The sequence below is a fragment of the Streptomyces sp. 2323.1 genome (assembly GCF_900221035.1).
Classification (GTDB): domain Bacteria; phylum Actinomycetota; class Actinomycetes; order Streptomycetales; family Streptomycetaceae; genus Streptomyces; species Streptomyces sioyaensis.
Genome location: NZ_LT907981.1, coordinates 664,212 through 690,657, shown reverse-complemented (window position 1 = coordinate 690,657; position 26,446 = coordinate 664,212). Strand labels below are relative to the sequence as shown.

Genomic DNA, 26,446 nt, shown 5'->3' with positions numbered 1-26,446 from the left:
GGCAGAAAAGGGGCGGCCGGGATCTTCCCGGCCGCCCCTGTCGCATGTGCGGGCTGTCGGCCCGCCTCGCTCACCCCGCGAACACCTCGGCGAAGGCGGCCCTGGTGGGAGAGTCCTCGCGGCGGTCCAGCACGGCGAACACGATGCGGTCGAACCAGCCGGCGAACCGGCCACCGGCCAGCAGGGCGCCCGCGAACGCCGCTGCCACCTCGGCCGGTTCATTACGGAACACTGCGCAGCCCAGGCAATAGCCACCGCCGGGGTTGCGTGCCGAGGCGAAATTCAGCACGGCGAGCGGGCCCCGCCCGTCGCGGCCAGGCGCCGCCCCGCCGTGAGGCTGCCTTCCCTGTCACCTCCTCAGCCCTGCCCGCCGCGGCCGGCCAGCCAGCGGTCCTCGGCCGCATAGCCGAACAGCTCCTCGTCCGGGTAGAGGCCGGCCATCAGCGGGAATGCCTCCCACCAGTCCCGCCCCTTGATCTGGTCGGCCAGCCACGCCACCGTCTCCGGCAGCGACTCCTCGTAGGTCGTCACCGCCCGGTAGCCCAACTCCCGCTCCGCCGCCGTCATGTCGTAGACGATGGGGTGCGGTGTCGTCCACGGTGTCTTGCCGACCCCGGTCGACGGCGGGGCACCGGCCGGCCCGACGATCTCGCTCGGCGGCGCCCCCATCGCCGCATCCACCGCCGCGGAGATCTCGGCGACCGTCGGCGCCTGCGGATCGCCCGCGTTGAGCACCCGCGAACCCGGCCGACGGGCGGCCAGCCGGACCAGCTCGGCGAGGTTGGCGACATGCACCGGATGGAAACGGCTGCTGCCGCCGTAGGCGAGCACCCGCACCCGCCGCCCGTCCAGCACCCGCTTGACGAAGTACAGCTCACGCGGCAGCGGGCTGTACGGACCGTGAATCGCCCCGGCCCGCAGCAGCGTCACCGGCAGCCGGTCGCCCTGCGCCAGCAGTGCCTGCTCCAGGGCGATCTTGCGGGTGCCGTAGTCCGCGTCGCCGGGCGGCACGGTCGGCTGGGTCTCGGGGAGCGGCACCGGATAGGCCGGGAAGCCGTCGGGCTCCCCCTGGGTGGCGAAACTGCGTCCCCGGTCGTCCTCGTACACCGCGCCGCTGGAGATCACCACGGCCGAACCGATCCGGTCCGCCAGGCCGGTCAACTGCCGGGCGTGCGCGGCACCGTAGGCCACACAGTCGAGCAGCACGTCACAGCCCTCGCCGAGCAGCCCGGCCAGCGCCGCGTCGTCCTCCCGGTCCACCGCCACCGAACGGACCTCCGCGGGCCAGGAGTCAGCACGCCCGCCGCGCCGGGACGCGGCCGTCACCGCCCAGCCGTCCCGCGCCAGGGCCCGCACCGCCGCACGCCCGATCTGTCCGCTCGCCCCGATCACCACTGCGCTGCCTGAGGTCATACGGGGACCCTACGGAGGAGGGGCGGCGGCCGCCGGACGGTTCGCCCCCAGCGCAACGATCCGCGGAACGGGGGCCGGACGGTCGACCGCTCAGGCCGCCTGCCCCTTGCCTTTGCCCTTCCCCGTCCCCTTCGCCTGTCCCCGTCGCCCCTGTGCGCGCGCCTGCGCCTGTGCCTCGGCCTTGGCCTCGCCCGCGTACCGGTCGACGTACTCCTGCCCGGACAGCGAGAGGATCTCGTACATGATCTCGTCGGTGACGGCGCGCAGGATGAAGCGTTCGTCCTCCATGCCCGCGTACCGCGAGAAGTCCAGCGGTGCACCGAAACGGATGGTGATCCGCATCGCGCGCGGCAGCCGCCGGCCCGTCGGCTGCGCCTCGAAGGTGCCGATCATCGCGCACGGCACCACCGGTACGCCCGCGGTGATGGCCATCGAGGCGACACCGGTACGCCCCTTGTAGAGCCGCCCGTCGTGCGAGCGGGTGCCCTCCGGGTAGATCCCCAGGAGGTGGCCCTTGCGCAGGACGGAGAGCCCCGAGGAGAGCGCCGCCCGCGAGGCGCGGCCCCCGGAACGGTCCACCGGGATCTGCCCGACGCCGCGGAAGAACGCCGCGGTCAGCCGCCCCTTGAGACCGGGCCCGGTGAAGTACTCCGCCTTGGCCAGAAACGTCACCCGGCGCGGCACGATCGCCGGCATCACGAAGTGATCGGCGAACGACAGATGATTGCCCGCGATGATCGCCGCGCCCTCTTCCGGGATGTGCTCCAGCCCCTCGATCCGTGGCCGGAACACCAGCCGCAGCAGCGGTCCGAGGAGGAGGTACTTCAGCACCTGGTAGAGCACGGAGCAGCTCCCTCTTGCGTCGGGTGGCCGTGGCGGTGATGCCGTTCCAGGTCACAAGGGGCCCCGGAACGGCCAGTGAGTTTATGGGCACAAACCGCCGCTGGTAACCACCTTCGGCCGGATCGATGCTGTCCCCCGGCAGGCGACCAGCGACCGGACGGTCGCGCGCGTCAGGCGCACGCGCACCCCGCTCGCCATGTTTGGCAGTGTGTTGCGGCTGTCCGAAAATCCGCGCCGGCGGCACCCAAATCCCCGCACCCTCGCAGAGATACCTGCCCGTCGGGAATCCCCTTTGGCATCCGCGTACAACTTTCAACTCGTCCTGAACCAGGCCGGGTTGGCGCGTCGTACTGTCCGGCAACCGCGCCTGAACCCACGGTTCCAGGCCGAGGACAGGAGTTCAGAGATGTCCCGAAAGAGAACAGTCGGCCGGCGTCAGAAGATCATTGTCTGCGTCAGTGCCGCGGCGCTGGTCGGCGGCATCGCCATCGCCACCACGGGCACCAGCCAGGCATCGGTGGCCTGCGACGGGCTGGCCACGGCCCTGAGCAACAACCAGAAGTTCATCGCCGACCAGCAGGCCAACCCGGACGCCCAGTCGGCGGCCCGCATCGCCAACCGGCAAGCCGTGATCAAGGAGATCCAGGTCAAGCAGAAAGCCGCCGGCTGCTCCGGTGACGGGGGCGGGGGTGATGCCGCGGGCGCGCCGCCGGCGAAGCAGGCACCCGCCGGGGACGCCCCGCCCGCGTCCTCGGCGGCGCCGCCCGGTTCGGCGGATGAGCAGTCCGGATCGGGCGACTCATCCGCCTCCGCGGCCCCGCCCGCCGCGGGCAACTCGTCGGCCGACGGCGATGTGGTCTGCCCCGGCTCGACGGTGACCCTCTCCGGCGAGGGCGGCGCTCCGGCGGCGTCCAGCAACCAGTTCCCCACCGGGACCAAGCTGAAGGTGACGAACCTGGACAACAACAAGTCGACGACCGTCTCCGTGACGTCCACCTCGGGCAGTTGTGCGCTGCTGAACAACGCGGCCTTCGAGCAGGTACGTGAGGAGGGGAAGAACCTGATCCGGCGCGCCAAGATCGAGCGCGTGGGGTAATCCCGGTCCGGTGGCCGGCAGCGGAGCCGCCTCCTCCGTTGCCGGCCACCCCGTCTCCAGGGCGTGGATCGAAGGCCCGTCCGGGCGACCTCACGGCGTGGCCGCTTGTCCACCGGCGCCCGGCGAGGTGGCCTGGGGCCGCTGGGCGCCGCGCGTCCCTGTCGGGCTCCCGCACTCGATCCCACCGACGTTTCCAGGAGACCTCGATGCCCGTGAGCCGTGGACGCCGATCCGCCCGTACCGCCGTGCTCGCCGCCCTCTCCACGGCCCTGCTCGGCGCGCTCTGCGCCGGCCCGGCCGGCGCCGATGAGCCGCCCGTCGACCAGGGCCTGCAGCTCACCGTGTCCGGATCCGGCAACACCTGGGTCCGCGGAGTACGGCTCAGCTGCCCCGACGCCTACCGCCGGCATCCGCATGCGCTCGCCGCCTGCGACGCGCTGACCTGGGCGCGCGGGGACATGGACGCGCTGCCCGGGGAGCCGCACAGCTGCACCCGCGAGTTCGACCCGGTCACCGTCAGCGCGACCGGCACCTGGCGCGGCACCCCGGTGAACTGGCGCAAGGAGTTCCCCAACGCCTGCACGATGGACTCCGCCACCGGGCCCGTCTTCCGCTTCTGAGCCGGGCCCCGCACGCGCCGTACCCCGCTCCGGGCGGGGCGCTCAGACCGGTCGCGCGGCCACCACTCCGATCGTCACCAGCGCCAGCACCACCCAGGAGAACCAGAGCCAGCCATTGGCGCCCAACGCCACGGTGTAGGCGGTCGCCACCACCAGTCCGCCCACCGTAAACACGGCCATCGTCTTAGCAGATCCGGGCATACCCGCAACCTCCTCAGGGCGGTCCGGGCGCCAATGCCACGGGCCGCGGCCATGGGACCATCGTCCCCGGCCGCGGCCCGTACCGCCAGAGTGGCGACCCGCCCGCCCGTCGCCCGACCTCCACCCCCAGAAGACGGCGCTACGCGCCGAGCTGCCGTCAGCGCCCCCGTGCGTGGAGCGAGGCGAGGTAGGCGTTGTAGTCGGCCAGATCCTTGTCGCCGTTGCGGTCGGCGGCCCGGTCCGCGCGCTGCGACTGCCGCGCCTCGGACTTGTACCACTGGTAGACCAGGGCGATCAGCACCACGACGGACGGGATCTCGCTGAACGCCCAGGCGATGCCGCCGGCGGCCGTCTGGTCCGCCAGTGCCTCGATTCCCAGCGAGGCCGGCGGGTGCACGAAGGTGTCGACCATCGGCTCCGAGGCCATCATCAGCGCGATGCCGAAGAACGCGTGGAACGGCATGCCCGCGAACAGCTCCAGCATCCGCATGACGTAGCCCGGCCGGTGCGGGCCCGGGTCGACGCCCATGATCGGCCAGAAGAACACCAGGCCGACCGCGAGGAAGTGCACCATCATCCCGATGTGCCCGGCCCGCGACTCCATCAGGAAGTCGAACAGCGGGGAGAAGTAGAGCGCGTAGAGGCTCGCGATGAAGAGCGGGATGGTGAACGCGGGGTGCGTGATGATCCGCATGTAGCGGCTGTGCAGCAGCGCCACCAGCAGCTCGCGCGGGCCCTTGCGGCCGCGCCCGGCGGCCGGCAGCGCCCGCAGCGCCAGCGTCACCGGCGCCCCGAGCAGCAGCAGGATCGGCGAGAGCATGCTGACGACCATGTGCTGGACCATGTGCACGCTGAACATCGCCATGCCGTAGTCGTTCAGCTTGGTGCACATCACCAGCGCCACCGTCACGACGCCCAGCGCCCAGGCGACGGTCCGGCCCACCGGCCAGGCATCACCCCGCCGCCGCAGCCGGAGCACCGCCCAGCCGTAGAGGGCCAGTCCCAGCAGGCAGCCGACGAGAAAGAACGGATCACCACCGAACTCCAGGCCCCGCCCCAGCGTGAACGGCGGCAGATCCATGTTCATGCCGTCCATGCCGTGCCCGCTGTGATCCATCCGCTCGCTCCTGATTCGTACCGATACTCCGGCCCACAAGACTAGAACCGCCCCCGGCCGGACCATGCGGCAGGGCCGCACAGTGATGCAGCGGCCGGGGGCGGTTCATACGCAGGGTTTGTGCGGCCCGGATCTAGCGCACCGGGAGCGCGGTGCTCACAGCACGCACTCGGCCTCGTCATAGCGCTCCACGGGCACCGTCTTGAGCGTCTCGACCGCCTCGGCCAGCGGCACCAGCGTGATGTCCGTGCCGCGCAGCGCCGTCATCATCCCGAAGTCGCCGCGGTGCGCGGCCTCGACGGCGTGCCAGCCGAAGCGGGTGGCGAGCACCCGGTCGTACGCGGTGGGGGTACCGCCGCGCTGTACATGGCCGAGGATGACCGGGCGGGCCTCCTTGCCGAGGCGGTCCTCCAGCTCCACGGAGAGCTGCCGGGCGACGCCGGCGAAGCGCTCGTGGCCGTACATGTCCTTGCCGCCGACGTCGAAGGACATGCTGCCCTCGCGCGGCTTGGCGCCCTCGGCGACCACCACGATCGCGAACTTCTTGCCGGCCTCGAACCGCTCGGCCACCCGCGCGGTGAGCTCGTCGATGTCGAAGGGCCGCTCCGGCACCACGATGGCGTGCGCACCGGCCGCCATCCCCGAGTGCAGCGCGATCCAGCCGGTGTGCCGCCCCATCACCTCGACGATCATCACCCGCTGATGGGACTCCGCGGTGGTCTTGAGCCGGTCCAGCGCCTCGGTCGCGACACCCACCGCGGTGTCGAAGCCGAACGTCACGTCCGTGACCGCGATGTCGTTGTCGATCGTCTTCGGTACGCCGACGATCGGCAGCCCGGCGTCCGACAGCAGCCGCGCCGCCTTCAGCGTGCCCTCGCCGCCGATCGGGATGATCGCGTCCAGGCCCAGTTCGGCGACGTGGCCGCGGGCGCGCTCCACGCCGTCGCGCAGATGGGCGGGCTGGACCCGGGAGGACCCGAGGATGGTGCCGCCGCGCGCCAGGATGCCGCCGACGGCATCGAGGTCGAGCTTGCGGTAATCGCACTCCAGCAAGCCCTTCCAGCCATCGCGGAAGCCGATCACCTCATCGCCGTGATCAGCGGTGGCACGGTGGACGACGGACCGGATGACGGCGTTCAGGCCGGGGCAGTCGCCGCCGGAGGTGAGGACACCAATACGCATTGCTCGAAAAACCCTCTGCAACTCAACCGGAGGCCCGGACCCCGTCGTCCGGTTGGATCCCGCTCACCCTACAAGCGCGGGGCCGTCGGGCACACGAACGCCCGCAGTGCGGGACTGCGGGCGTTCGAAATGGGGTCAATTCCGGCAAACGTTATATCCGGGCGAATCGCCTGAACTCGCCGTCAACCGGTATCAAGCAGGCTGGGTCGCCGCCGCGATCCGCTCCTGGCGCAGCGCCTCGTACCAGCGGTCCTCCACTGGCGGCAGCGCATTGACGTCCAGCGCCAGCTTGATCAGCAGGTCGGCGATGTGCGGATTGCGGGCCATCACCGGACCGTGCATGTACGTGCCGAAGACGGTGTCGTTGTACGCGCCCTCGTAGCCGTCGCCGACGCCGTTGCCCTTGCCGAACCGCACCTTGGCGAACGGCCGGGCCGTCTTGCCCAGATGCGTGACGCCCTGGTGGTTCTCGAAGCCGGTCAGCGGGGGCAGCCCCAACTGCGGGTCGATGTCCGCGAGTACGTCGCCGACGCAGCGCTCCGCCTCGCCGCGGGTGCTCACCACGTCCAGCAGACCCACGCCCTGCTGCCGCTCACCGAGGTCATTGATGAACTCATGGCCCAGGATCTGGTAGCCGGCGCAGACCGAGAAGACGATCGCGCCGTTGGAGACTGCGCGGTTCAGTCCGCCGTCACGGATCAGCCGCTCCGAGGCCAGCCGCTGCGGCCGGTCCTCACCGCCGCCGATCAGATAGATGTCGCCGGAGGTGGGGATCTGCTGGTCGGAGCGTACGTCCAGGCGCTGTACGTCCAGACCGCGCTGGCGCGCCCGCCGCTCCACCACCAGGGCGTTGCCCTGGTCGCCGTACGTGCTCAGCAGGTCCGGGTAGATCCACACCAGGCGCAGGCTGTTGTCACTCATGCTCGCTCGTCCTTGTCCGTAGCGTCGGTGGACCGCACTCAGTTGCCCACGCGGCGGCGCAGGTCCTGGAAGGCCGTGTAGTTGGCGATGACCTCGATCCGTCCGGGCGGCGCCGTCCGGACCGCCTCGTCGAGGCTCTCGCACACCTGGAAGTCGAGTCCCGCGACCTCCAGGCGCACCGCGAGGTCCAGCTTGCGGTCGCCCAGCACGAAGATCGGGTGCCCGGCCAGCCGGGTGTAGTCGACGTCCCACAGCCAGGAGGTGTCCGTGCCGTCCGCGCCCCGCGCGTTCACCGACATGATCACCGGGGTCGGCGGCGGGTCGATCAGCGAGAACGTCTCCAGCCAGCCGGCCGGGTTCTTCGCCAGCAGCAGCCGCAGCTCCCGCTCCATGAAGGTGACCACGTCGTAGCGGCCGGCCACGGCCTGCACCGAGAACATCCGCTCCAGGGCCACCTGCGGCGGCACCCCGAAGGCGGCGGCGACCGCGGCGGAGGTGGTGGCGTTCGCGCGGTTGGCGCGCCCCGGCAGCTGAAGCTTGATCGGCCAGGCGCTGCCGTGCGGGTCGAGGACGTGATCGCCGGAGAGCGCCCAGCTGGGCGTGGGGCGGCGGAAGCCGCACTCGGCGCAGAACCAGTCCTCGCCCGGCCGCTGCATCACGCCACCGCACGAGGGGCAGGACCAGGCGTCGTCCTTCCACTCCTGCCCGGCCGCGACCCACACCACATTCGCGGACGACGAGGCCGCCCACACGATCAGCGGGTCGTCCGCGTTGGCGATGATCAGCGCCTTGGAGCCGGCCAGGCCCTCGCGCCAGTGCTCGGCCAGCATCCGGGTCTCCGCGGCGCGGTCGAGCTGGTCGCGCGAGAGGTTCAGCAGCGCTATGGCCTTCGGCGTCGTATCGCGTGCGACACCGGCGAGGTACTTCTCGTCCACCTCGATGACGCCGTACTTGGCATCCGAGCCGCCGGCCAGGGCGGAGGTGATGCCCGCCGGCATATTGGCGCCGAGCGCGTTGGAGACCACCGGGCCGCTGGCCCGCAGCGCCTCCGCGATCAGCCGCGTCGTGGTCGTCTTGCCGTTGGTCGCCGACACCAGGATGACGTCCAAGTGCCGGGCCAGCCGCGCGAGCAGGTCGGGGTCGAGCTTGAGTGCCACCCGGCCACCGATCACCGATCCGCTGCCGCGGCCCGCCGCGCGCGATACCGCCGCCGCGGCCTTGCCTGCCGTCACGGCCAGCTTGGCCCGCGGCGACAGCGGCTCCGTGTTGCCTGCCATCGTCCTTGATCCTCCTTGCATCCGGCGCCCGCCTGCCGTGCGGCTGCCCGTGGAACGCTCCTCCGCAGCCGATGACCGGCCGGGGCTTCGGTCGGGGATCAGCCTATCGAGATCCGGCGGCGGGCCCGAATCCCGCCACCCATGCGACGACAACCGGGCGCCGGCCGGGCCGTACCCTTACCCCCATGCGTTCCCGCACCATCCAGGGCAGTTCCGGACGTGTCCACCCCCTGCGCCTGCTCGGCGACCCGGCCCTGACCGAGCCCTGCCAGGAGGTCACCGCATTCGACGGTGCGCTGGAACGGCTGGTCGAGGACATGTTCGCGACGATGTACGCCGCGCAGGGCGTGGGCCTGGCCGCCAACCAGATCGGCGTTCCGCTGCGGGTGTTCGTATACGACTGTCCCGACGACGAGGACCGCCGGCATCTCGGCCATCTCGTCAACCCCCGGCTCGTCGAGACCGACGGCCCGGTCTTCCGTGGCCCCGAGGGCTGTCTGTCGCTCCCCGGAATCGAGGCCGGCACCCCGCGCCACGACCACGCCGTCGTGACCGGGTTCAGCGTCACCGGCGAGCCCAGGACGGTGACCGGCACCGGCTTCTTCGCCCGCTGTCTGCAGCACGAGTGCGACCACCTCGACGGTGGCCTGTACGTCGACCACCTCACCGGGCTGCGCCGCCGCCGGGCCCTGCGGGCGGCGGCCCGGGCCCCGTGGGCCGCGGCGGCGGGGACGTCCGGCCGCTGAGCGACCGGGTCCGCCCCCGGACGGGCCGGCGCGTGGCGCGCCTGCCGGATCGCCCGGATGATGCCGGCGGCGGCGACGCTCAGAAGCCGGGACCGTCCTCGCGGTCCTTGACCGCGGCCAGCTGTCCCCAGAGCAGATCGGCCAGCTGCTTGACCAACTCCTCGCGGGAGCACGGGCGTTCGCGCAGCCACCAGTCTCCGGCGCCGTGCATCATGCCGACGATGCCGTGTCCCCAGACGCGTGCCGTCAGTTCGCCGCCCGGCCCCAGGTCCAGCCGGTCGGTGATCACCTTGGCCAGCTCCTCGCCGAGCCGGCGCAGCAGCGGCGCGGAGTGCCGTCCCACGTCGAAACCGTTCTCCGGCCCCGCGTCCTCGTCGGACGGGTGCATCAGAAAGCGGTACACCTGCGGCTGGCTCTCGATCGCGAGCAGATAGGCGTCGAGGGTGGCCTCGACCCGGTCCCGGCGCAGGACGGGTGCGTCCAGCGCGGTGGCCAGGTTGGCCAGCAGGGCATCCGTGTGCCGCAGGGCGAGCGCGCGGTACAGCCCGCCCTTGTCCCCGAAGTGCCGGTAGAGGATCGGCTTGGTGATACCGGCCTCGGCGGCGATGGCGTTCATCGAGGCGTCCGGGCCGTCGCGCAGCACAATGCGCTCGGCGGCCTCCAGCAGCTCCCGCCGCCTGCGCTCGGTCGCCGATTGCTGGCGGCCGCTGCGCTGTGTGCGTTCCATGGTCGTGCTCCCCACCCTTGTGAATCCGTGGCGCTGGCGCAACGTAACACCCGTTCTCCGCGGCGAATTCGTCCTCAGGGGAGTTGACAGCCCTTACTGGCGAGTAACACACTTCGGGTTACCGCTAGTAACATCGTACGGCCTGCAGCACTGGAGGGGACATGGCCGAGTTCACCATGGAGCTCAACGACGAGCAGAAGGAAGTCCGTGACTGGATTCACGGCTTCGCCGCGGACGTCATGCGCCCCGCCGCCGCCGAGTGGGACGAGCGCGAGGAGACGCCCTGGCCCGTCATCCAGGAAGCCGCCAAGATCGGGCTGTACTCGCTGGACTTCTACGCCCAGCAGTTCTTCGACCCCACGGGCCTCGGCATCCCCATGACCATGGAGGAGCTCTTCTGGGGCGACGCCGGTATCGGCCTGTCGATCGTGGGCACCGGACTCGCGGCCGTCGGCGTGCTCGCGAACGGCACCGAGGAGCAGATCGGCACCTGGGTCCCGCAGATGTACGGCGACGTGAACGACGTCAAGGTCGCCGCCTTCTGCTCGTCGGAACCCGATGCCGGCTCGGACGTCGCCGCGATGCGTACCCGCGCGGTCTACGACGAGGCCAAGGACGAGTGGGTGCTCAACGGCACCAAGACCTGGGCCACCAACGGTGGCATCGCCAACATCCATGTCGTCGTCGCGGTCGTCGACCCCGAGCTGGGCTCCAAGGGGCACGCCTCCTTCCTCGTCCCCCCGAACACCCCCGGCCTCTCCCAGGGCCAGAAGTTCAAGAAGCACGGCATCCGCGCCTCGCACACCGCCGAGGTCGTCCTGGAGAACGTCCGCGTCCCCGGACATTGCCTCCTCGGCGGCAAGGAGAAGCTGGACGAGCGCCTCGCCCGCGCCCGGGAGCGCGCGAAGGCCGGCGGCGAGCGCCTCAAGAACGCGGCCATGGCCACCTTCGAGGCGTCCCGCCCGGCCGTCGGCGCGATGGCGGTCGGCACCGCCCGCGCGGCCTACGAGGAGGCCCTTGAGTACGCCACGACCCGCTCCCAGTTCGGCCGCCCGATCATCGACAACCAGGGCGTGGCCTTCCAGCTCGCCGATATGCGCACCCAGATCGACGCGGCCCGGCTGCTCGTCTGGCGCGCCTCCTGGATGGCCGTGACCGGCAAGCCCTTCACCTCCGCGGAGGGCTCCATGTCCAAGCTCTTCGCCAGCGAGGTCGCGAAGAAGGTCACCGCACAGGCCGTACAGATCCTCGGCGGCAACGGCTTCACCCGTGAGTACCCGGTCGAGCGGATGCACCGTGACGCCGCCATCTACACGATTTTTGAGGGCACGAGCGAGATCCAGCGGCTGGTGATCGCCCGGACGCTGTCGGGGATGCCGATTCGCTGACGTACCGTCAACTCCCTTGCGCCGTCGGCGCTCTGGCATCGAGGTGATGCCCAGAGCGTCGGCGGCGCTTTCGTGTGCCCCTGGAGCCGATGAGGGCTCGGCGGCAGGCGGCGCCCCCTGAGCGGTCGCGCCCTCGTCGACCACCCGGCCGCGTACCGGGAACCCACCCGTACGCGGCTTTTGTGTTCCCAGGGGCCGATCTGTGCGCGTCGCTCACCAGGCACGCACCTCTTGACGGGTGGAACGCCTCGCTCTACGTTCCTTCCATAAAGCAAAACATTAATTCCATGATGCGGAATTAAGGACCTCCGGCCCTTCGCTGGAGCGTGCCCGTGACAGGCCGATGCAGGAGTACGCGATGCCTCGAATGACAGCCGCCCGTGCCGCGGTGGAGATCCTCAAGCGGGAGGGCGTGCGCCACGCCTTCGGCGTGCCGGGTGCCGCGATCAACCCCTTCTACGCGGCGCTCAAGGGCGCCGGCGGGATCGACCACACGCTCGCGCGGCACGTCGAGGGCGCCTCGCACATGGCCGAGGGCTACACCCGGACCCACCCGGGCAACATCGGCGTCTGCATCGGCACCTCCGGCCCGGCCGGGACGGACATGATCACCGGTCTCTACTCCGCAATCGGCGACTCGATCCCGATCCTGTGCATCACCGGCCAGGCCCCGACCGCGGTGATCCAGAAGGAGGACTTCCAGGCCGTCGACATCGCCTCGATCGCCAAGCCGGTCACCAAGGCGGCCACCACGGTGATGGAGGCCGCTCAGGTCCCCGGCGTCTTCCAGCAGGCCTTCCACCTGATGCGCTCCGGACGCCCCGGCCCGGTCCTGATCGACCTGCCGATCGATGTCCAGCTGACCGAGATCGACTTCGACCCCGAGACGTACGAGCCGCTGCCGGCCTTCAAGCCGGCCGCGACCCGCCCGCAGATCGAGAAGGCGCTCCAGTTCCTGCTGGAGTCCGAGCGTCCGCTGATCGTCGCCGGTGGCGGCATCATCAACGCCGACGCGTCCGAGCTGCTGGTCGAGTTCGCCGAGCTGACCGGCACCCCGGTCGTCCCCACCCTGATGGGCTGGGGCATCCTCGCCGACGATCACGAGCTGAACGCCGGCATGGTCGGCCTGCAGACCTCGCACCGCTACGGCAATGCGAACTTTCTGGAGTCCGACTTCGTCCTGGGCATCGGCAACCGCTGGGCCAACCGCCACACCGGCAAGCTGGACGTCTACACCCGGGGCCGCACGTTCGTCCATGTCGACATCGAGCCGACCCAGATCGGCAAGATCTTCGCCCCGGACTACGGCATCGCCTCGGACGCCAAGGCCGCCCTGGAGCTGTTCGTCGAGGTGGCCAAGGAGCTCAAGGCCGCCGGCAAGCTGCCCGACCGCAGCGACTGGGCCGCGTCCACGCAGGAGCGCAAGGCCCAACTGCAGCGCCGTACGCACTTCGACGCCATCCCGATGAAGCCGCAGCGCGTCTACGAGGAGATGAACAAGGCCTTCGGCCCGGAGACCCGATACGTCACCACCATCGGTCTTTCCCAGATCGCCGGCGCGCAGCTGCTGCACGTCTACAAGCCCCGCCACTGGATCAACTGCGGCCAGGCCGGCCCGCTCGGCTGGACCATTCCGGCCGCGCTGGGGGTCGCCACCGCCGACCCGGAGGCGCCGGTCGTCGCGCTCTCCGGTGACTACGACTTCCAGTTCATGCTCGAAGAGCTGGCCGTCGGTGCCCAGCACCGGATCCCGTACATCCATGTCCTGGTGAACAACGCCTACTTGGGCCTGATCCGGCAGGCCCAGCGCAACCTCGACATCAACTTCCAGGTGAACCTGGAATTCGAGAACATCAACTCGCCGGAGCTGGGCGTCTACGGCGTGGACCACGTCAAGGTCGCCGAGGGCCTGGGCTGCAAGGCCATCCGGGTCACCGATCCGAGCCAACTGGGCGCCGCCTTCGAGGAGGCCAAAAAGCTGGCCGCCGAACACCGGGTCCCGGTCGTCGTCGAGGCCATCCTGGAGCGGATCACCAATATCTCCATGGCGGCCGCGGAGATCGACAAGGTGAGTGAGTGGGAGGAGATCGCGAGCGAGCCCGGTCATGCTCCCACTGCGATCAAGCCGCTCAAGGTCTGACGCGGGGTCCGATGGGTCGGCCGGGAGGTCGGGGGGGCGGTCGACCGGTCTGCTGGCCGGTCGGCGGCAACGGGGCCCGTCTGCCGACGTGATAGCCATCACGTCACCTCCACGGAACGGCCATGCTCTGTTTACCGTTCAATTGGGTGTGGGTGCTGAGGAAGCGCCCCACACCGAACCGCCCCGGCCAGTCCCCCCGTCTGGCCGGGGCTTCCCCTTGCCCCTCCGTCGAGCGTCGCCCCGCCCCTCGCGCAGCCCGTGGTGACGAGGACTTACACCCTGACGACGACTGACGCACCCCGTGGCGACCGGTGTACCCGCGCCGACCGACATACCCGGCGGCGGGTGACGCCCCCGGCGGTCGTCGACATGCGCGAGCGCGGAGCCCGGCGCACGCTGGAGGCATGACCGAGCATCCGCCTGTCATCGTGCATCCCCCGACGCCGTCCGGTGGCCGGCGGGTGACCGTACGTGGGCAGATCGTCGGTCTGGCCCACGGCCGCGGCGATGTCGCCGAGTTTCTCCGCCGTGCGGGCGTCGCCGGCCCGGCCGAGGACATCGCCCTCGATGACCCGCGCCTCGTCGAATGGCGCGGCGGCTCGCTGGATGACTGGCCGATGCCGCCGGCCTGAAGCGGCGGGTCACCGATGCGGCCATCGCGCTCGGCAGGTCACCGTGCCGGGTGCTTCACATCGTTCTGCGTGCGTCGCCGTGCGGGGTGCTGCGTCGTCCCGGGCACGCGTCCGCCGTCGTCGGCCGCGCTCCGCCACCCCCTGGCCGTATGACATACGCTGACGGGCGGCGGGCGACAAGCTGTTCGGCCCGTGAGGTGAGGGCAGGAGAGCGGGAGCGCGACATGAGTGACGGTGGGGACAACGGGGGTAACGGGGACGGCGGCTACGGCGGCGACAGTTCCGACAGCGGCTTGCCATGGCAGCCCAGCCGCCGGTCGTCGAGCGCCCCGGACTGGGGGGTGCTGCGGAGGGCGATGCGCTGGGAGACGTTCGCCCTGGTCCTCTTCCTGGTGGTCCTTGCGGCGCTGGCGTCATAACGCGGCGTCGAGCCGGTGCGGGCGCCCGGCGCAGGGCGATGGCCCGTCCGGCGATGACCACCGCCCCTGCTGCTGACCGCTAACCGTCTGTTGCCAACTGCCGCATCGCTGACCGGCGTTGTCCGGGGACCCTGGCCGGCCCGTCCGTGACGGCATCCCGTCCCCTGAGGAGAACGGCGCCAGGCCTTCCATAGGGCGACGGCACCCGGCTCCCCACGAGGCGGCGGCACCCAGCTCCTCTCCCCGGGGCGGCCCGACGCCCCGGCCGACACCTCCCTGTCCCTCGGCCCCCCCGAACGCGCCGTCCGATTTCCGCCAGCGCCCGGGCCTGACCTGCTGCACAGTGGACTCCGTGAGCAACGAGGACAGCAGGTACGAGGCGGTACGCAGCCGGGACGCCAGATTCGACGGCGCCTTCTTCTTCGCGGTGTCCACGACCGGGATCTACTGCCGGCCGAGCTGCCCCGCCACCACGCCCCGGCGCCGGAACGTCACCTTCTTCCCGACCTCTGCCGCCGCCCAGGGCTCCGGCTTCCGCGCCTGTCGGCGCTGCCGCCCGGATGCGGTCCCCGGCTCCGCGGAGTGGAATGCCCGCGCCGATGTCGTCGGGCGGGCCATGCGGCTGATCAGCGAGGGTGTGGTCGACCGGGAAGGCGTCCGCGGGCTCGCGGCCCGGCTCGGCTACAGCGCCCGGCAGGTCCAGCGGCAGCTGAACGCCGAGCTGGGCGCCGGTCCCGTGGCGCTGGCGCGGGCGCAGCGCGCCCACACCGCCCGGATCCTGCTACAGACCACCGGCCTGCAGACAGCCGAGATCGCCTTCGCGGCGGGCTTCGCCAGCGTGCGCCAGTTCAACGACACGATCAAGGAGATCTACGCGCTCACCCCGAGTGAGCTGCGCGCCGCGCGCCCCGGCAGAACGGCCCGATACGGTCCGGTGGCGCCGTATGCCACGACGGGAGTGCTGCCGTTGCGCCTGGCCTTCCGCGGCCCGAATGCGGCGCGGCAGCTCTTCGACCATCTCCAGCGGCGCGCGCTCACCGGCATCGAGGACATCAGCGGTGAGGTCGGCGCCCGGACCTACCGGCGCACTCTGCGGCTGCCGAACGGAACCGGCATCGCCGAGGTCGACGAGGCGACCGGTGACGGCTGGCTGAACTGCCGGCTGCACCTCACCGAGCTGCGCGATCTCACCACCGCGAGCCAGCGGGTGCGCCGCCTCTTCGATCTGGACGCCGACCCGTATGCGGTGGCCGAGCGGCTCGGCGAAGACCCCGTTCTGGCCCGGCTGGTGGCACAGCGCCCCGGACTGCGGGCGCCGGGCGCACCCGACCCGCACGAGCTCGCCGTCCGTGCCGTGCTCGGTCAGCAGGTCTCGCTCGCGGCCGGCCGCACCCTCGGCGGCGCGCTGGTTGCCGCGTACGGAGAACCGCTGCCGGAACCGGTCGGTCCGCTCACCCACCTCTTCCCCCGTGCCGATGACCTGGCACAGGCCTCGCTCGCCGAACTCGGCATGCCCGCGTCGCGGCGGGCGACCCTGCGCACCCTCAGCGCCGCACTCGCCGACGGCACGGTCCACCTGGACGCCGGAGCCGACCGGGACCAGGCGGAGCAGGCGCTGCTCGGTCTGCGCGGCATCGGCCCGTGGACCGCCGGCTACATCCGGATGCGCGCCCTCGGGGACCCCGATGTCCTGCTGAGCGGCGATGTGGCCGTACGGGCCGGAATGCGCCGGGCTGGGTCCTCGACGGCTGCTCTGGCGGCGCACGCCCACGGCTGGCGCCCCTGGCGCTCGTACGCGATGCACCACTTCTGGAACGTGCCGGCCACGGAGCCGGCCGACATCCGCCCACCCACTACGGAAAGCACAGGACCATGACGCTCTACACCACCCTCGACAGCCCGTTGGGCGAACTTCTCCTGGTGGGTGAGGAATCGGCCACCGCACCGGGCGGCACCGCGCTCGCTTCGCTGTCCCTGCCCGGCCAGAAGGGCGGTGCCACCGTCCAGGACGGCTGGACGCCCGCCCCCGACGCCTTCGCCGCGATCGTCCAGCAGCTGCGCGCGTACTTCGACGGGACGCTGACCCGCTTCAGCATCGAATTCCTCACCCGGGGCACGGACTTCCAGCAGCGGGTGTGGAAGGCCCTGGAGGCGGTTCCGTACGGCACCACGACCACGTACGGGAGGATCGCCGCCGACATCGGTGCGGCGCGCGGTGCGGTGCGCGCCGTCGGAACGGCGATCGGCGCGAACCCGCTGCTCATCGTCCGGCCCTGTCACCGTGTGATCGCCGCGGACGGATCCCTCTCCGGCTACGCGGCCGGGCCCGCGCGCAAGCGGAAGCTCCTCGGCGTCGAGGGCGGCGCCCCGGACGCCGCCTGAGCCCGTTCCGCACGGGGCGCCGTATCCGCCGGGCGGCGGAGCCGGCTGCCCGTAGGGGGCGTCTGCGGGGCTTGCCGGCCACGTCTGCGCGCCCCGTGAGCCGCCCCGACGCCCCCTTGGAGGACCTCATGACCCTCACCACCACCAAGCGCCGAGCCCGCCCCTCCGGGCTCGCCCGGCGCGTCGCGGCCGCCGACTGGCCGGCCCTGACCGGCGAACTCAACGAGCTGGGCTGCGCATTGACCCCACGCCTGCTCGATCCGGCCGACTGCCGCGCCCTCATCGCCTGCTACGACGAGGACCGGCGCTTCCGCTCGACCATCGACATGGCGCGGCACCGTTTCGGCTCGGGCCAGTACCGCTACTTCGCCGACCCGCCGCCCGAACCCGTGCAGGCCCTGCGCGAGGCGTTCTATCCACACCTGCTGACGATCGCCCGGGACTGGGCGGACAAGCTCGGCCGGCCGGCGCCCTGGCCGGACACCCTGGAGGAGTGGCTCACCCTGTGCCACGACGCCGGGCAGAACAAGTCCTCCCAAATCCTGCTGCGTTACGGGGCGGGCGACTGGAACGCGCTGCACCGTGACCTCTTCGGGGAGATGGTCTTCCCGCTCCAGGTCGTCATCGGCCTGGACGAGCAGGGCACGGACTACACCGGGGGCGAGTTCCTCCTCGTCGAGCAGCGGCCGCGCGCACAGTCCCGCGGCACCACCACCGTCCTGCCACCGGGCCACGGCCTGATCTTCACGACCCGCGACCGTCCCGTCCGCTCGGCCCGCGGCTGGTCGGCCGGCCACGTACGCCACGGTGTGAGCACCGTCCGCTCGGGCCACCGCCACTCCCTGGGCCTGGTCTTCCACGACGCCTGACGATGCCTGACGACGCCATGGCCTTGCGCCGGGCCGAGGGTGGCCCCTGGCGGGGTCAGAGCATCGAGCCACCGGTGACGTCGATGCGCTGGCCGGTGATCCAGCGGGAGTCGTCCGAGGCCAGGAACGCGGCGACGTCCGCGATGTCCCCGGGCCGGCCGATCCGGTTGAACACCGAATAGGCCGCCAGCGCAGCCCGCCCCTCGGGCGTGGCCCGCCGTGCCGCGGTCACATCGGTCTCGACCCAGCCGGGGGCGAGGGTGTTCACCGTGATCCCGCGCGCGCCGAGGTCCTTGGCGAGGGTGAGTGTGAGGGTGTCCACGCCGCCCTTGGAGACGCTGTAGGCGATCTGCGACGGGTGCGCCGTACTCGTCACCGCCGACGAGACGTTGATGATGCGTCCGCCGTCCCGCATCCGGCGCAGACCGTGCTGGACGAGGAAGAACGGGGCCCTGATGTTGACCGCGATGGTGCGGTCGAACTCCTCGTAGGTCACCTCGTCTATGCGCCCGGGGAAGTTGAGCGCCGCGTTGTTGACGAGAATATCGAGGCCTGGTTCCGCACCGAAGGCGGCGAGTTCGGCGTCGAAAGCGGCGAAGAGGGCTTCGGCGTCACCGGGAACTCCCAGTTCCGCTCCGATCACGAAGGCCCGGCCGCCCGCGCGCGTGATGCCCTCGACCGTTTCCTTGGCCGCGGCGTCATTGCTGCCGTAGTGGACGGCGATCAGGGCCCCGTCCTCGGCGAGGCGCTGGGCGATGCCCCGGCCGATGCCCCGGCTGGCTCCCGTCACCAGCGCGGTCTTTCCCTTGAGGTCACCCATGATCTGAAGGCCTTTCTGGTACCTGAGGTGGGCATGCTGCGCGCCACGACGTGAACGGGGGTCTTGCGGGTGGCCGCCGGGTGCCCGGCGGCCGGCCGGGTCTGTGCGTGCCCCGCACGGCACGACGTCCGGTGACGTGCGGGGTGTTGGGGTCCGTCGGGGCGATGCCCAGAACGCGTCCGCGAGCGGTGGGCTCAGGGGCGCGGGTCCAGCGCCGTCAGGGTGGAGACGAAGACCGGCTCGCCGTCCTGTGAGCCGGTGACCTGGATCGTCGTGGTGCAGGGGAGCGCGGACGGGACGCGCCGTGCCTCGATGATGCAGGGGGTGCCGTGTTCCGCGTAGCGGCGGAATTCCGTGCCGAAGGCGTACGGGACTAAGGCCTGGGGCGCGGTCAGCGCGCGGGCGGCCTGCTGCGCGGCGTCGAGCAGCAGCATTCCCGGGATGTGGTCGTTGGCGGGGTTGACCATCGCGGCATGGCCGGGTGCGATACGCAGCTGCCAGCGGTCGGGCCGGCCGGTGGGGGAGAGCAGGACATCGCTGTCATGGGCGCTGCCGGTCAGCTCGTGCGGGAGGGGCGCGGGGAGCGGTTCGAGGACGCGACGCGCGGTCAGCCGGGCACCGCGTATCCGGCGGTAGACGGCCGGCGAGGTGACCGTGACGTCGGAGTGGCCCGTCGCGACGGTCCGCCCCGCCCTGCGGATGGTCATGTCGAAGTGGCCACTGGTGAGCGTGCCGGACCGGAAGCGCATCCGGCTGCACCGGACATCGACCGTCAGCCGGGTCGGTCCATGGCCAACCGTCAGGTCCTCGGGGTGAGTTGTGTACACCAGGTCGCCGAGGATGAAATGGTGCCCGACCGGTACGCCGAGCTCGGTGTGGCACAGCAGCAGCCCTGCCTGGCGGATGGTCTCGCCGGTGAGAATGAGGTGGTGGCGGCCGTGAACCGGCGTGAAATACCCGTGGTCGTGCGGCCACTGGGCGGTCAGCGAGAAATGGGAGGCGTCCCGCCGACGCCATGAGGTGACCAGAATGTCGTCGACGAGCGGGCGGTGTACGTATTCCCGGGGGACGCAGGGGTCTCGGTGGTCTCCGGAAGCGGCCTGATTGCGGTTCAGCGGCGCCTGATGTGGAGCCCTGGGCTGAACAGCGCCGCTGACGTGCATCGTGTCGCTCATGACTGCCCCCAGGCGTCTCAGATGGAATGAGGTCCGGCGCTGTTAAGATACGTACCATCCGGTTTTATTTTCAATGCCGGGCGACGAATCGGAGTAAGTAGCTGGCTCAGCGGCGACTTGAGCGGTAGCTAACTGATGCAGACGGGAAAACTTCAAGAGACAGGAGGCGTCCTGTGGCACAACAGGACCGCGCTATTCGGACCCGGCGACTGATCCTGGAGGCGGCCGCGTCGGTCTTCGACGACCTCGGCTACGACCGTGCGACCATCGCCGAGGTCCTTGAGCGCGCCGGCGTGACGAAGGGCGCCTTGTATTTCCACTTCGCCTCCAAGGAACAGCTCGCCCTCGCCGTGCTCGATGAGCATGTGACGGACATCGCCGTGGAGCCGCAGAAGATCAAACTGCAGGAGTTCGTCGACGCGGGGCAGGTGCTCGCGTACCGGCTGCGCAGCGACCCGATCCAGCGCGGAGCGGCCCGGCTGGCCGTCGAGCAGGGCTCCAACCACCTGGATCGCAAGCAGGGGATGATCGCCTGGACGCGGTTCGTCGAGGATCTGCTGAACGAGGCGAGGGATCGCGGCGAGGTGCTGGAGAGCGTCGTGGTGTCCGAGACCGCCGAGCTCTTCGTCGGAGCGTTCGCCGGCCTGCAGTTGATGTCGAACGCGCTGACCAATCAGGCGGACCTCAGCCACCGTCTGACGGTGTTCTTCGAGCACACCCTCCCCAGCATCGCGGTGCCCGCCGTGCTCGCCAAGCTCAAACTGGACCCGGAGCGCGGCGCCGAGCTCGATGCCGCGCTGCAGCGGACGGGCCGGGCGTCCACCGGGGTCGATATTGCGGTGAGTTGAGCCGGGGCGGGCGGGGCCGGATGGAGCCGCGTCGAGTCGAGACGAGTCGGCGTTGTCGGAAGGTGCCGGGCAGTTCGGATGGTCCAGGGCAATCAGGGCGGCTGAAAAATACCGCGTAGTCGGTGTGGAATGCCGGCATGTGGATGAGTCGTGCGCGAAGTGTGCAGGTCAGTGGAGTGTGGGCCGAGCGGGAGGCGTCGCGGAAGAACCGCGGCGCCTCTCGCTGTTGACGGGTGCACCAGTGGGCGGTGCCCCGCGAGCGAGGGCGCGATGCACGCGATCGCTTCCGAGCGGGATTGTCAGTGGGGTGCGGTTCACTGGGTTCGCCTGCTGCTCATCCCTGCTGCTCTGCCAGCCCTGACGACACCGCACTCCGCTCTGCCGCCCTGGAGGCCCTACGCATGACCCGGACGACGACTGACCAGCCAGCCGGAGGGGCGGCGGCCATCGCCGCAGCGCCCCTGGTCCACGACCCGGCCGTGGGCGGGCGCCGTAGACCCGGCGGTGGCATCGTTCCGGTGCTGGCCTTCGCCGGCATTGTCGTCGCGGTGATGCAGACGCTGCTCGTACCGGTCATCAAGGACCTGCCGGTACTGCTCAACACGGCACCCAGCAACGCCACGTGGATGCTGACCGCCACCCTCCTCGCCGGTGCCGTCGCGACGCCGATCATGGGACGCCTCGGCGATCTGAACGGCAAGCGGCGAATGCTGCTGACCAGCCTCGCCATCATGGTCGTCGGCTCGCTGGTCTGCGGATTCACCGACGACCTGGTCACCATGATCGTGGGCCGGGCGCTCCAGGGCTTCGCCATGGGCGCCATTCCCCTCGGCATCGGCATCATGCGCGACGAGCTGCCGCGCGAACGGCTCGGTGCGGCCATGGGGTTGATGAGCTCCTCGATCGGCGTCGGCGGCGGGCTGGCGCTGCCGGTCGCGGCCCTGGTCGCCCAACACGCCGACTGGCACACCCTGTTCTTCGGCGCCGCCGGGCTCGGCGTGCTGTCGATATTGCTCACCCTCCTCGTCGTACCGGAGACCGCGGTACGTGCCCAGGGGCGCTTCGACGTGGCCGGTGCCCTCGGGCTGTCGGCCGGTCTGGTGGCCCTGCTGCTGCCCATCACCAAGGGCAGCGACTGGGGCTGGGGTTCACCCACCACCCTCGGCCTGTTCGGCCTCGCGGCACTGATCCTGGTGCTGTGGGGCGTGCTGGAGCTGCGCCGGCCCGATCCGCTGGTCGATCTGCGGACCACCGCCCGGCGTGAGGTGCTGCTGACCAACCTCGCCTCGATCACGGTCGGTGTGGCGTTCTACGCCGTCTCCCTGGTGCTGCCGCAGCTGCTCCAGCTGCCCACGTCGACCGGCTACGGCCTCGGCCAGTCCATGGTGGTGGCCGGACTGTGCATGGCACCGCTGGGCCTGACGATGATGTGCGTCGCCCCGCTGTATGCGCGGATCGCCGCCCGGCGCGGCCCCAAGGTCTCCCTGATGCTGGGCATGCTGGTCATCGCGATCGGCTACGGCGCGGGCATGGGCCTGATGGCTGCCGCCTGGCAGACCGTCATCATCGCGGTGGTCCTCGGCGCCGGCATCGGCCTGGCGTACTCCTCGCTGCCCGCCCTGATCATCGGCGCCGTCGACCCCTCCGAGACCGGCGCGGCCAACGGCCTGAACACCCTGATGCGTTCGATCGGCACCTCGGTGTCCAGCGCGGTCATCGGCATGGTGCTGGCCCACATGTCCACGCGCGCCGGAGATGTCACGGTGCCCACGATGGCCGGCTTCCGGGTCTCCTTCCTGATCGCCACGGCCGCGGTCCTCGTCGGCGTCGCTCTTGCGTCCTTCCTGCCGTCGCAGCTGAAGGCGTCCCGTGGTCCGGCCCTGGTTGCGCAGAGTCCGGACGGTACGGAGGACGTGGAGCAGCATGCTGTTGCGCACGGCCCGCCGGGGCCGCAGGCCGTGGGCACTGTGCCGGTGGCGGGCACGCTGCCCGGAGCTGCCGCACCGGCCGAAGGGGCGGAGGCAGCCGGTCGGCTCGCAGTCGTTGGGGCCGACCGCGTCACCGACCACGTGGCCGGATTCCGCGGCCGGGTGGCGGACACCTCTGGCACTCCGGTCCCCGGTGCGAGCATCACCCTGATAGATCGGCAGGGCCGCCAGGCGGGCGTCACCACGGCCGGCGCCGAGGGGCACTATGCGCTCGGTGCTCCGGCGGCCGGCGCCTATGTTCTGACCGCCGCCGCGCCCGGCCACGCCCCGCATGCGGCCTCTGCCACCTGCCGCGGCGCGGGCCCCTCGACCCGGGTCGACCTGGTACTCAGCGGCGACGCCCGGCTGCACGGCACCCTGTTCGGCGGCCCGGAGGGCACCCCGCTGGACGGCGGGAGCGTCGTCGTCACCGACACCAGGGGCGATGTGGTGGCTTGTACGGCCTCCGGTGCCGACGGGAGCTGGGAGGTCGCCCAGCTGCCGCCCGGCGCGTACACCCTGGTCCTCAGCGCCCTGGGGCACCGGCCGCAGGCCCGTGCATGGGAACTGTCCGGCGGCGAGGCGGAACGGCTGGACGCCCGACTGCAGCCGTCTGCCACGGTCCGCGGCACGGTGCGGGGCCCGGGCGGACGGCCACTGGCCGACGCCGCCGTGACCCTCGTCGAGGACGGCACGGTCGCCGGGCACACCGTCACCGGCCCGGACGGCGTCTTCGCCTTCACCGAGCTGACCGGCAGTCACTACACCCTCACCGCAGTCGGATATCCGCCGCACGCCGCCCCGATATCCCTCACCGGCGGCGCCGACGCGCTCCTCGACCTGGAGCTCGCCCAGCCGCCGGCGACCACCGGCTGACGCTTCCACCGGCTGACGCACCCACCGTCCGTCTCCCCGGCGGGCACCCGTGGGCCCCGGGCGATGCGCGGTCGCGCGCCGGCTCACTGGCCCTGGGGGCGGGCGTAGCCCGTCCCTGGCGGGGGTGGGGCGACTTCTACGGCAATCCGGTTGCCGATCCGCCGAACATCGGGGCCGACCGCGGACAGGGGGCGTAGCAAAACCGGCCACCGGCTGAGCCCTCGGGGTCGGTGGGGCGGTCGGGAGGGGTGAGGCGGAGGAACCCGTTCCGCGGAACGGCCGAACCCGGTGGTGCCCTGTCCGCAACTCGGGGAATTTCTGCGAGTCTGAGCGGCACGCCCGGAATCCCGGCTGGTCACACCGGTTGCCGGAGTTATCGGCGTGCCGAGCGTACACAGTCGTTAGCGGTGTGTTAGTGCCTCGTTAGCGGACCAGCAGTGACCGGGGCCACGCTGGAAAGGGCAACGGACGGACCGCACACCTTCTACGACCGCTCGCACCTACCAGACGAGGGGGACACTTATGTCGCTCACCACCAAGACGCCCGGCCGCGGCCGTCGTGTCGCCGCAGGATCGCTGATCGCCGTCGCGGCGCTCGGGCTCACCGCCTGCAAGGGCGGGACCGATGCCGCATCCCACCCCTCGTCGGCCGCCTCCCCCGCCACGTCCAGCGACACCGGCAGTGGCTCGCAGGCGTCCGGCAGCGGACACTCGCCCGGCGCCAAGCCGCAGTCCTCCGCGCCGGGCGGTCCCCGGTCCTCGTCGGCACCCAGCGTGACACCGAAGGGCTCGGTCCCGGGCACCACCCAGTCCCACAGCTCCGCGATGTCGGCATCGGACCGCTGCACCGCCGCCGCCATGTCGCTGCGCCTGGGCCCCGCCGACATCGGCGCGGGCAACATCCACTACTCCCTCATCTTCACGAACAAGAGCAAGAAGGCCTGTTCGCTGCGCGGTTTCCCCGGGGTGTCGCTGATCAACCGGGACGGCTCGGCGGTCGGCAAGCCCGCCACCCGCGCGGGCGGCAGCGGCGGCGTCGTCCGGCTCCAGCCGGGGCAGAGCGCACACGCCGTGCTGCACACCCTCAACGAGGGCGTCTCGGACACCCCGTGCTGGGGCAAGTCGCAGATCGTCTACGTCTACCCGCCCGGCTCCAAGGAGTCGATGACCACGGGCAGCGGCGGCCTGCGGGTGTGCGGCGGCCGGTTCGACGTGACGGCCGTGCAGCCCGGGGCCCTGGGCTGACGACCGGACAGGGACCGCGGACCGCCCCCCTGGGCCGACCCTCGGACGGCGGACCGACCCGGACCGACCCGGACCGGAACCGTCCGCACGCACACCACTGCACAAGAGCACGCCCCCGTCCACCGCACGACAGCACGCCCCCGGCGAACGAACGACCCGCCGGGGGCGTGCTGCCGTGCGGTGGACGGGGCTGCGGCAGCGGCTCCACGGCGCCCCGGGGCCGCCCGCCCACCCGCCGAGCGGCCGGCCCCCTCCGACCCGACGGTCCGCCCCGACAGTCGGGTGGCACATCACCGCAACGGCCCCTGGCGATCGCCCCTGCTCTCCGGATCGGTGTTACCAAGGTGGATGAAAGCCTTGAATGAGTGCTTTCGTTGCATATCTGCCTAGGAGACATTCCCATGTCTGCAGCTTCGCGTGCGGCCACCAAGGCCGCTGCCAACGGAAAGCCGTCCGCCGAGGACGAATCCCCGATCCATGTTCTGTGGATCAATGCCGGCCTGAGCTGCGATGGTGACTCCGTGGCGCTCACCGCCGCGACCCAGCCGAGTATCGAGGAGATCGCGCTCCGCGCGCTGCCGGGACTGCCCAAGGTCGCCGTCCACTGGCCACTGATCGACTTCGAATCCGGCCCGGTCCAGGGCGCGGACACCTTCATCGAGTGGTTCTTCAAGGGCGAGCGCGGCGAGATCGACCCGTTCGTGCTGGTCATCGAGGGATCCATCCCCAACGAGTCGATCAAGCCGGAGGGCTACTGGTGCGGTTTCGGTGACAACCCCGAGACCGGCCAGCCGATCACCACCAGTGAGTGGATCGACCGCCTGGCGCCCAAGGCCCTGGCCGTGGTCGCGATCGGCACCTGTGCCACGTACGGCGGTATCCACGCGATGGCCGGCAACCCGACCGGAGCCATGGGTGTGCCGGACTACCTCGGCTGGGACTGGACGTCCAAGGCCGGGATCCCGATCGTCTGCGTGCCCGGCTGCCCGATCAAGCCGGACAACTTCTCGGAGACGCTGACCTACCTGCTCTACCAGGCGACCGGAGCGGCTCCGATGATCCCGCTGGACGACCAGCTGCGGCCGACCTGGCTCTTCGGCAGCACCGTGCACGAGGGCTGTGACCGGGCCGGTTACTACGAGCAGGGCCAGTTCGCGACCACCTACGACTCGCCCAAGTGCTCGGTGAAGCTCGGATGCTGGGGTCCCGTGGTCAAATGCAACGTGCCCAAGCGGGGCTGGATGGACGGCATCGGCGGCTGTCCGAACGTCGGCGGTATCTGTATCGCCTGCACCATGCCCGGCTTCCCCGACAACTTCATGCCGTTCATGGACGAGCCGCCCGGCGCCAAGGTCTCCAGCACCGCGAGCGCCGCGTACGGCAGCGTCGTCCGCCGGCTGCGCAGCATCACGGCCAAGACCGTCGACAGCGAGCCCAAGTGGCGGCATCGCGGCGACCAGCTGACCACCGGTTACCGGCAACCGTGGTGAGCACCCACCCCTAGCCGTCCGGACACCCCGGACTCTCCGTCCGACCCCTATT

25 protein-coding genes are annotated in these 26,446 nt (G+C 71.2%); 14 read left to right on the top strand and 11 right to left on the bottom strand.

Annotated features, from left to right (window positions below):
• Positions 1–70 precede the first annotated feature (70 nt).
• The 3 genes from CPH93_RS02465 to CPH93_RS02455 form a co-directional block, all read right to left on the bottom strand.
• Positions 71–289: a hypothetical protein gene (locus tag CPH93_RS02465; protein WP_173909699.1), complete on the bottom strand. Its 219-nt coding sequence runs from the start codon at positions 287–289 to the stop codon at positions 71–73.
• 68 nt (positions 290–357) lie between these two features.
• Positions 358–1,413 carry an NAD-dependent epimerase/dehydratase family protein gene (locus CPH93_RS02460; protein WP_096211786.1) on the bottom strand — a complete coding sequence of 352 codons (1,056 nt, stop codon included), beginning with the start codon at positions 1,411–1,413 and terminating at the stop codon, positions 358–360.
• A gap of 90 nt (positions 1,414–1,503) precedes the next feature.
• Positions 1,504–2,256 carry a lysophospholipid acyltransferase family protein gene (locus CPH93_RS02455; protein ID WP_096211785.1) on the bottom strand — a complete coding sequence of 251 codons (753 nt, stop codon included), beginning with the start codon at positions 2,254–2,256 and terminating at the stop codon, positions 1,504–1,506.
• A gap of 406 nt (positions 2,257–2,662) precedes the next feature.
• Here CPH93_RS02455 and CPH93_RS02450 point away from each other — a divergent pair, with 406 nt between their 5' ends.
• Together CPH93_RS02450 and CPH93_RS02445 are read left to right on the top strand one after the other, a co-directional pair.
• A complete protein-coding gene (locus tag CPH93_RS02450) occupies positions 2,663–3,352 on the top strand; it encodes a hypothetical protein (protein WP_093487637.1) in 690 nt (229 codons plus the stop codon).
• A 206-nt stretch (positions 3,353–3,558) separates the two neighbouring features.
• Positions 3,559–3,972 carry an SSI family serine proteinase inhibitor gene (locus tag CPH93_RS02445; RefSeq protein WP_093487639.1) on the top strand — a complete coding sequence of 138 codons (414 nt, stop codon included), beginning with the start codon at positions 3,559–3,561 and terminating at the stop codon, positions 3,970–3,972.
• Between the two features lie 42 nt (positions 3,973–4,014).
• Here the strand turns inward: CPH93_RS02445 and CPH93_RS36095 are convergent, their stop codons facing one another.
• From CPH93_RS36095 to CPH93_RS02425, 5 genes are all read right to left on the bottom strand, one after another.
• Positions 4,015–4,173 (bottom strand): hypothetical protein, encoded by a 159-nt coding sequence (locus CPH93_RS36095; protein WP_173909698.1) that lies wholly within the window; start codon positions 4,171–4,173, stop codon positions 4,015–4,017.
• A gap of 157 nt (positions 4,174–4,330) precedes the next feature.
• Positions 4,331–5,290, bottom strand: a complete 960-nt coding sequence (locus CPH93_RS02440) for a cytochrome c oxidase assembly protein (RefSeq protein ID WP_093487641.1) — start codon at positions 5,288–5,290, stop codon at positions 4,331–4,333.
• A 156-nt stretch (positions 5,291–5,446) separates the two neighbouring features.
• Complete coding sequence (locus tag CPH93_RS02435) at positions 5,447–6,472, bottom strand: 6-phosphofructokinase (RefSeq protein ID WP_093487643.1); 1,026 nt, start codon at positions 6,470–6,472, stop codon at positions 5,447–5,449.
• A 192-nt stretch (positions 6,473–6,664) separates the two neighbouring features.
• Positions 6,665–7,393, bottom strand: a complete 729-nt coding sequence (locus tag CPH93_RS02430) for a type 1 glutamine amidotransferase (RefSeq protein ID WP_093487645.1) — start codon at positions 7,391–7,393, stop codon at positions 6,665–6,667.
• Between the two features lie 38 nt (positions 7,394–7,431).
• On the bottom strand, positions 7,432–8,670 hold the full coding sequence (locus CPH93_RS02425) for a Mur ligase family protein (RefSeq protein WP_093487647.1): 1,239 nt from the start codon (positions 8,668–8,670) through the stop codon (positions 7,432–7,434).
• A gap of 185 nt (positions 8,671–8,855) precedes the next feature.
• Between CPH93_RS02425 and def the strand changes: the two genes are divergently transcribed.
• Positions 8,856–9,416 carry a peptide deformylase gene (gene def, locus CPH93_RS02420; RefSeq protein WP_093487649.1) on the top strand — a complete coding sequence of 187 codons (561 nt, stop codon included), beginning with the start codon at positions 8,856–8,858 and terminating at the stop codon, positions 9,414–9,416.
• Between the two features lie 79 nt (positions 9,417–9,495).
• On the opposite strand, the gene CPH93_RS02415 is transcribed toward def, so the two are convergent.
• The gene (locus CPH93_RS02415; protein ID WP_093487651.1) at positions 9,496–10,143 is read right to left on the bottom strand and encodes a TetR family transcriptional regulator; all 648 of its coding nucleotides are present in this window, start codon (positions 10,141–10,143) and stop codon (positions 9,496–9,498) included.
• A gap of 161 nt (positions 10,144–10,304) precedes the next feature.
• Between CPH93_RS02415 and CPH93_RS02410 the strand changes: the two genes are divergently transcribed.
• The 7 genes from CPH93_RS02410 to CPH93_RS02380 all read left to right on the top strand — a co-directional run bounded on the left by CPH93_RS02410 (position 10,305) and on the right by CPH93_RS02380 (position 17,973).
• Positions 10,305–11,531, top strand: coding sequence for an acyl-CoA dehydrogenase family protein (locus CPH93_RS02410; protein ID WP_093487653.1), 1,227 nt, complete (start codon positions 10,305–10,307; stop codon positions 11,529–11,531).
• Between the two features lie 358 nt (positions 11,532–11,889).
• The gene (gcl, locus tag CPH93_RS02405; RefSeq protein ID WP_096215268.1) at positions 11,890–13,671 is read left to right on the top strand and encodes a glyoxylate carboligase; all 1,782 of its coding nucleotides are present in this window, start codon (positions 11,890–11,892) and stop codon (positions 13,669–13,671) included.
• A 404-nt stretch (positions 13,672–14,075) separates the two neighbouring features.
• Positions 14,076–14,303, top strand: coding sequence for a hypothetical protein (locus tag CPH93_RS02400; protein ID WP_006608014.1), 228 nt, complete (start codon positions 14,076–14,078; stop codon positions 14,301–14,303).
• Between the two features lie 224 nt (positions 14,304–14,527).
• A complete protein-coding gene (locus tag CPH93_RS02395) occupies positions 14,528–14,722 on the top strand; it encodes a hypothetical protein (RefSeq protein ID WP_093487655.1) in 195 nt (64 codons plus the stop codon).
• A 352-nt stretch (positions 14,723–15,074) separates the two neighbouring features.
• Positions 15,075–16,598: an AlkA N-terminal domain-containing protein gene (locus tag CPH93_RS02390; protein WP_197708731.1), complete on the top strand. Its 1,524-nt coding sequence runs from the start codon at positions 15,075–15,077 to the stop codon at positions 16,596–16,598.
• Positions 16,595–17,104 carry a methylated-DNA--[protein]-cysteine S-methyltransferase gene (locus CPH93_RS02385; RefSeq protein ID WP_096211783.1) on the top strand — a complete coding sequence of 170 codons (510 nt, stop codon included), beginning with the start codon at positions 16,595–16,597 and terminating at the stop codon, positions 17,102–17,104. The genes CPH93_RS02390 and CPH93_RS02385 overlap by 4 nt, the downstream gene beginning before the upstream one ends.
• A gap of 128 nt (positions 17,105–17,232) precedes the next feature.
• A complete protein-coding gene (locus CPH93_RS02380; protein WP_093487661.1) occupies positions 17,233–17,973 on the top strand; it encodes a 2OG-Fe(II) oxygenase in 741 nt (246 codons plus the stop codon).
• A gap of 55 nt (positions 17,974–18,028) precedes the next feature.
• Here CPH93_RS02380 and CPH93_RS02375 read toward each other — a convergent pair whose 3' ends face one another.
• The gene (locus CPH93_RS02375; protein WP_096211782.1) at positions 18,029–18,793 is read right to left on the bottom strand and encodes an SDR family oxidoreductase; all 765 of its coding nucleotides are present in this window, start codon (positions 18,791–18,793) and stop codon (positions 18,029–18,031) included.
• Positions 18,794–18,987: 194 nt separating this feature from the next.
• On the bottom strand, positions 18,988–19,968 hold the full coding sequence (locus CPH93_RS02370; protein ID WP_093487665.1) for a ScbA/BarX family gamma-butyrolactone biosynthesis protein: 981 nt from the start codon (positions 19,966–19,968) through the stop codon (positions 18,988–18,990).
• Positions 19,969–20,141: 173 nt separating this feature from the next.
• Between CPH93_RS02370 and CPH93_RS02365 the strand changes: the two genes are divergently transcribed.
• From CPH93_RS02365 to CPH93_RS02350, 4 genes are all read left to right on the top strand, one after another.
• Positions 20,142–20,816 (top strand): ScbR family autoregulator-binding transcription factor, encoded by a 675-nt coding sequence (locus CPH93_RS02365; protein ID WP_096211781.1) that lies wholly within the window; start codon positions 20,142–20,144, stop codon positions 20,814–20,816.
• A gap of 401 nt (positions 20,817–21,217) precedes the next feature.
• A complete protein-coding gene (locus tag CPH93_RS02360; RefSeq protein WP_173909697.1) occupies positions 21,218–23,659 on the top strand; it encodes an MFS transporter in 2,442 nt (813 codons plus the stop codon).
• 522 nt (positions 23,660–24,181) lie between these two features.
• Positions 24,182–24,904, top strand: a complete 723-nt coding sequence (locus CPH93_RS02355) for a DUF4232 domain-containing protein (protein WP_093487671.1) — start codon at positions 24,182–24,184, stop codon at positions 24,902–24,904.
• 401 nt (positions 24,905–25,305) lie between these two features.
• Complete coding sequence (locus CPH93_RS02350; RefSeq protein ID WP_096211780.1) at positions 25,306–26,394, top strand: hydrogenase expression protein HypE; 1,089 nt, start codon at positions 25,306–25,308, stop codon at positions 26,392–26,394.
• Positions 26,395–26,446: the final 52 nt, after the last annotated feature.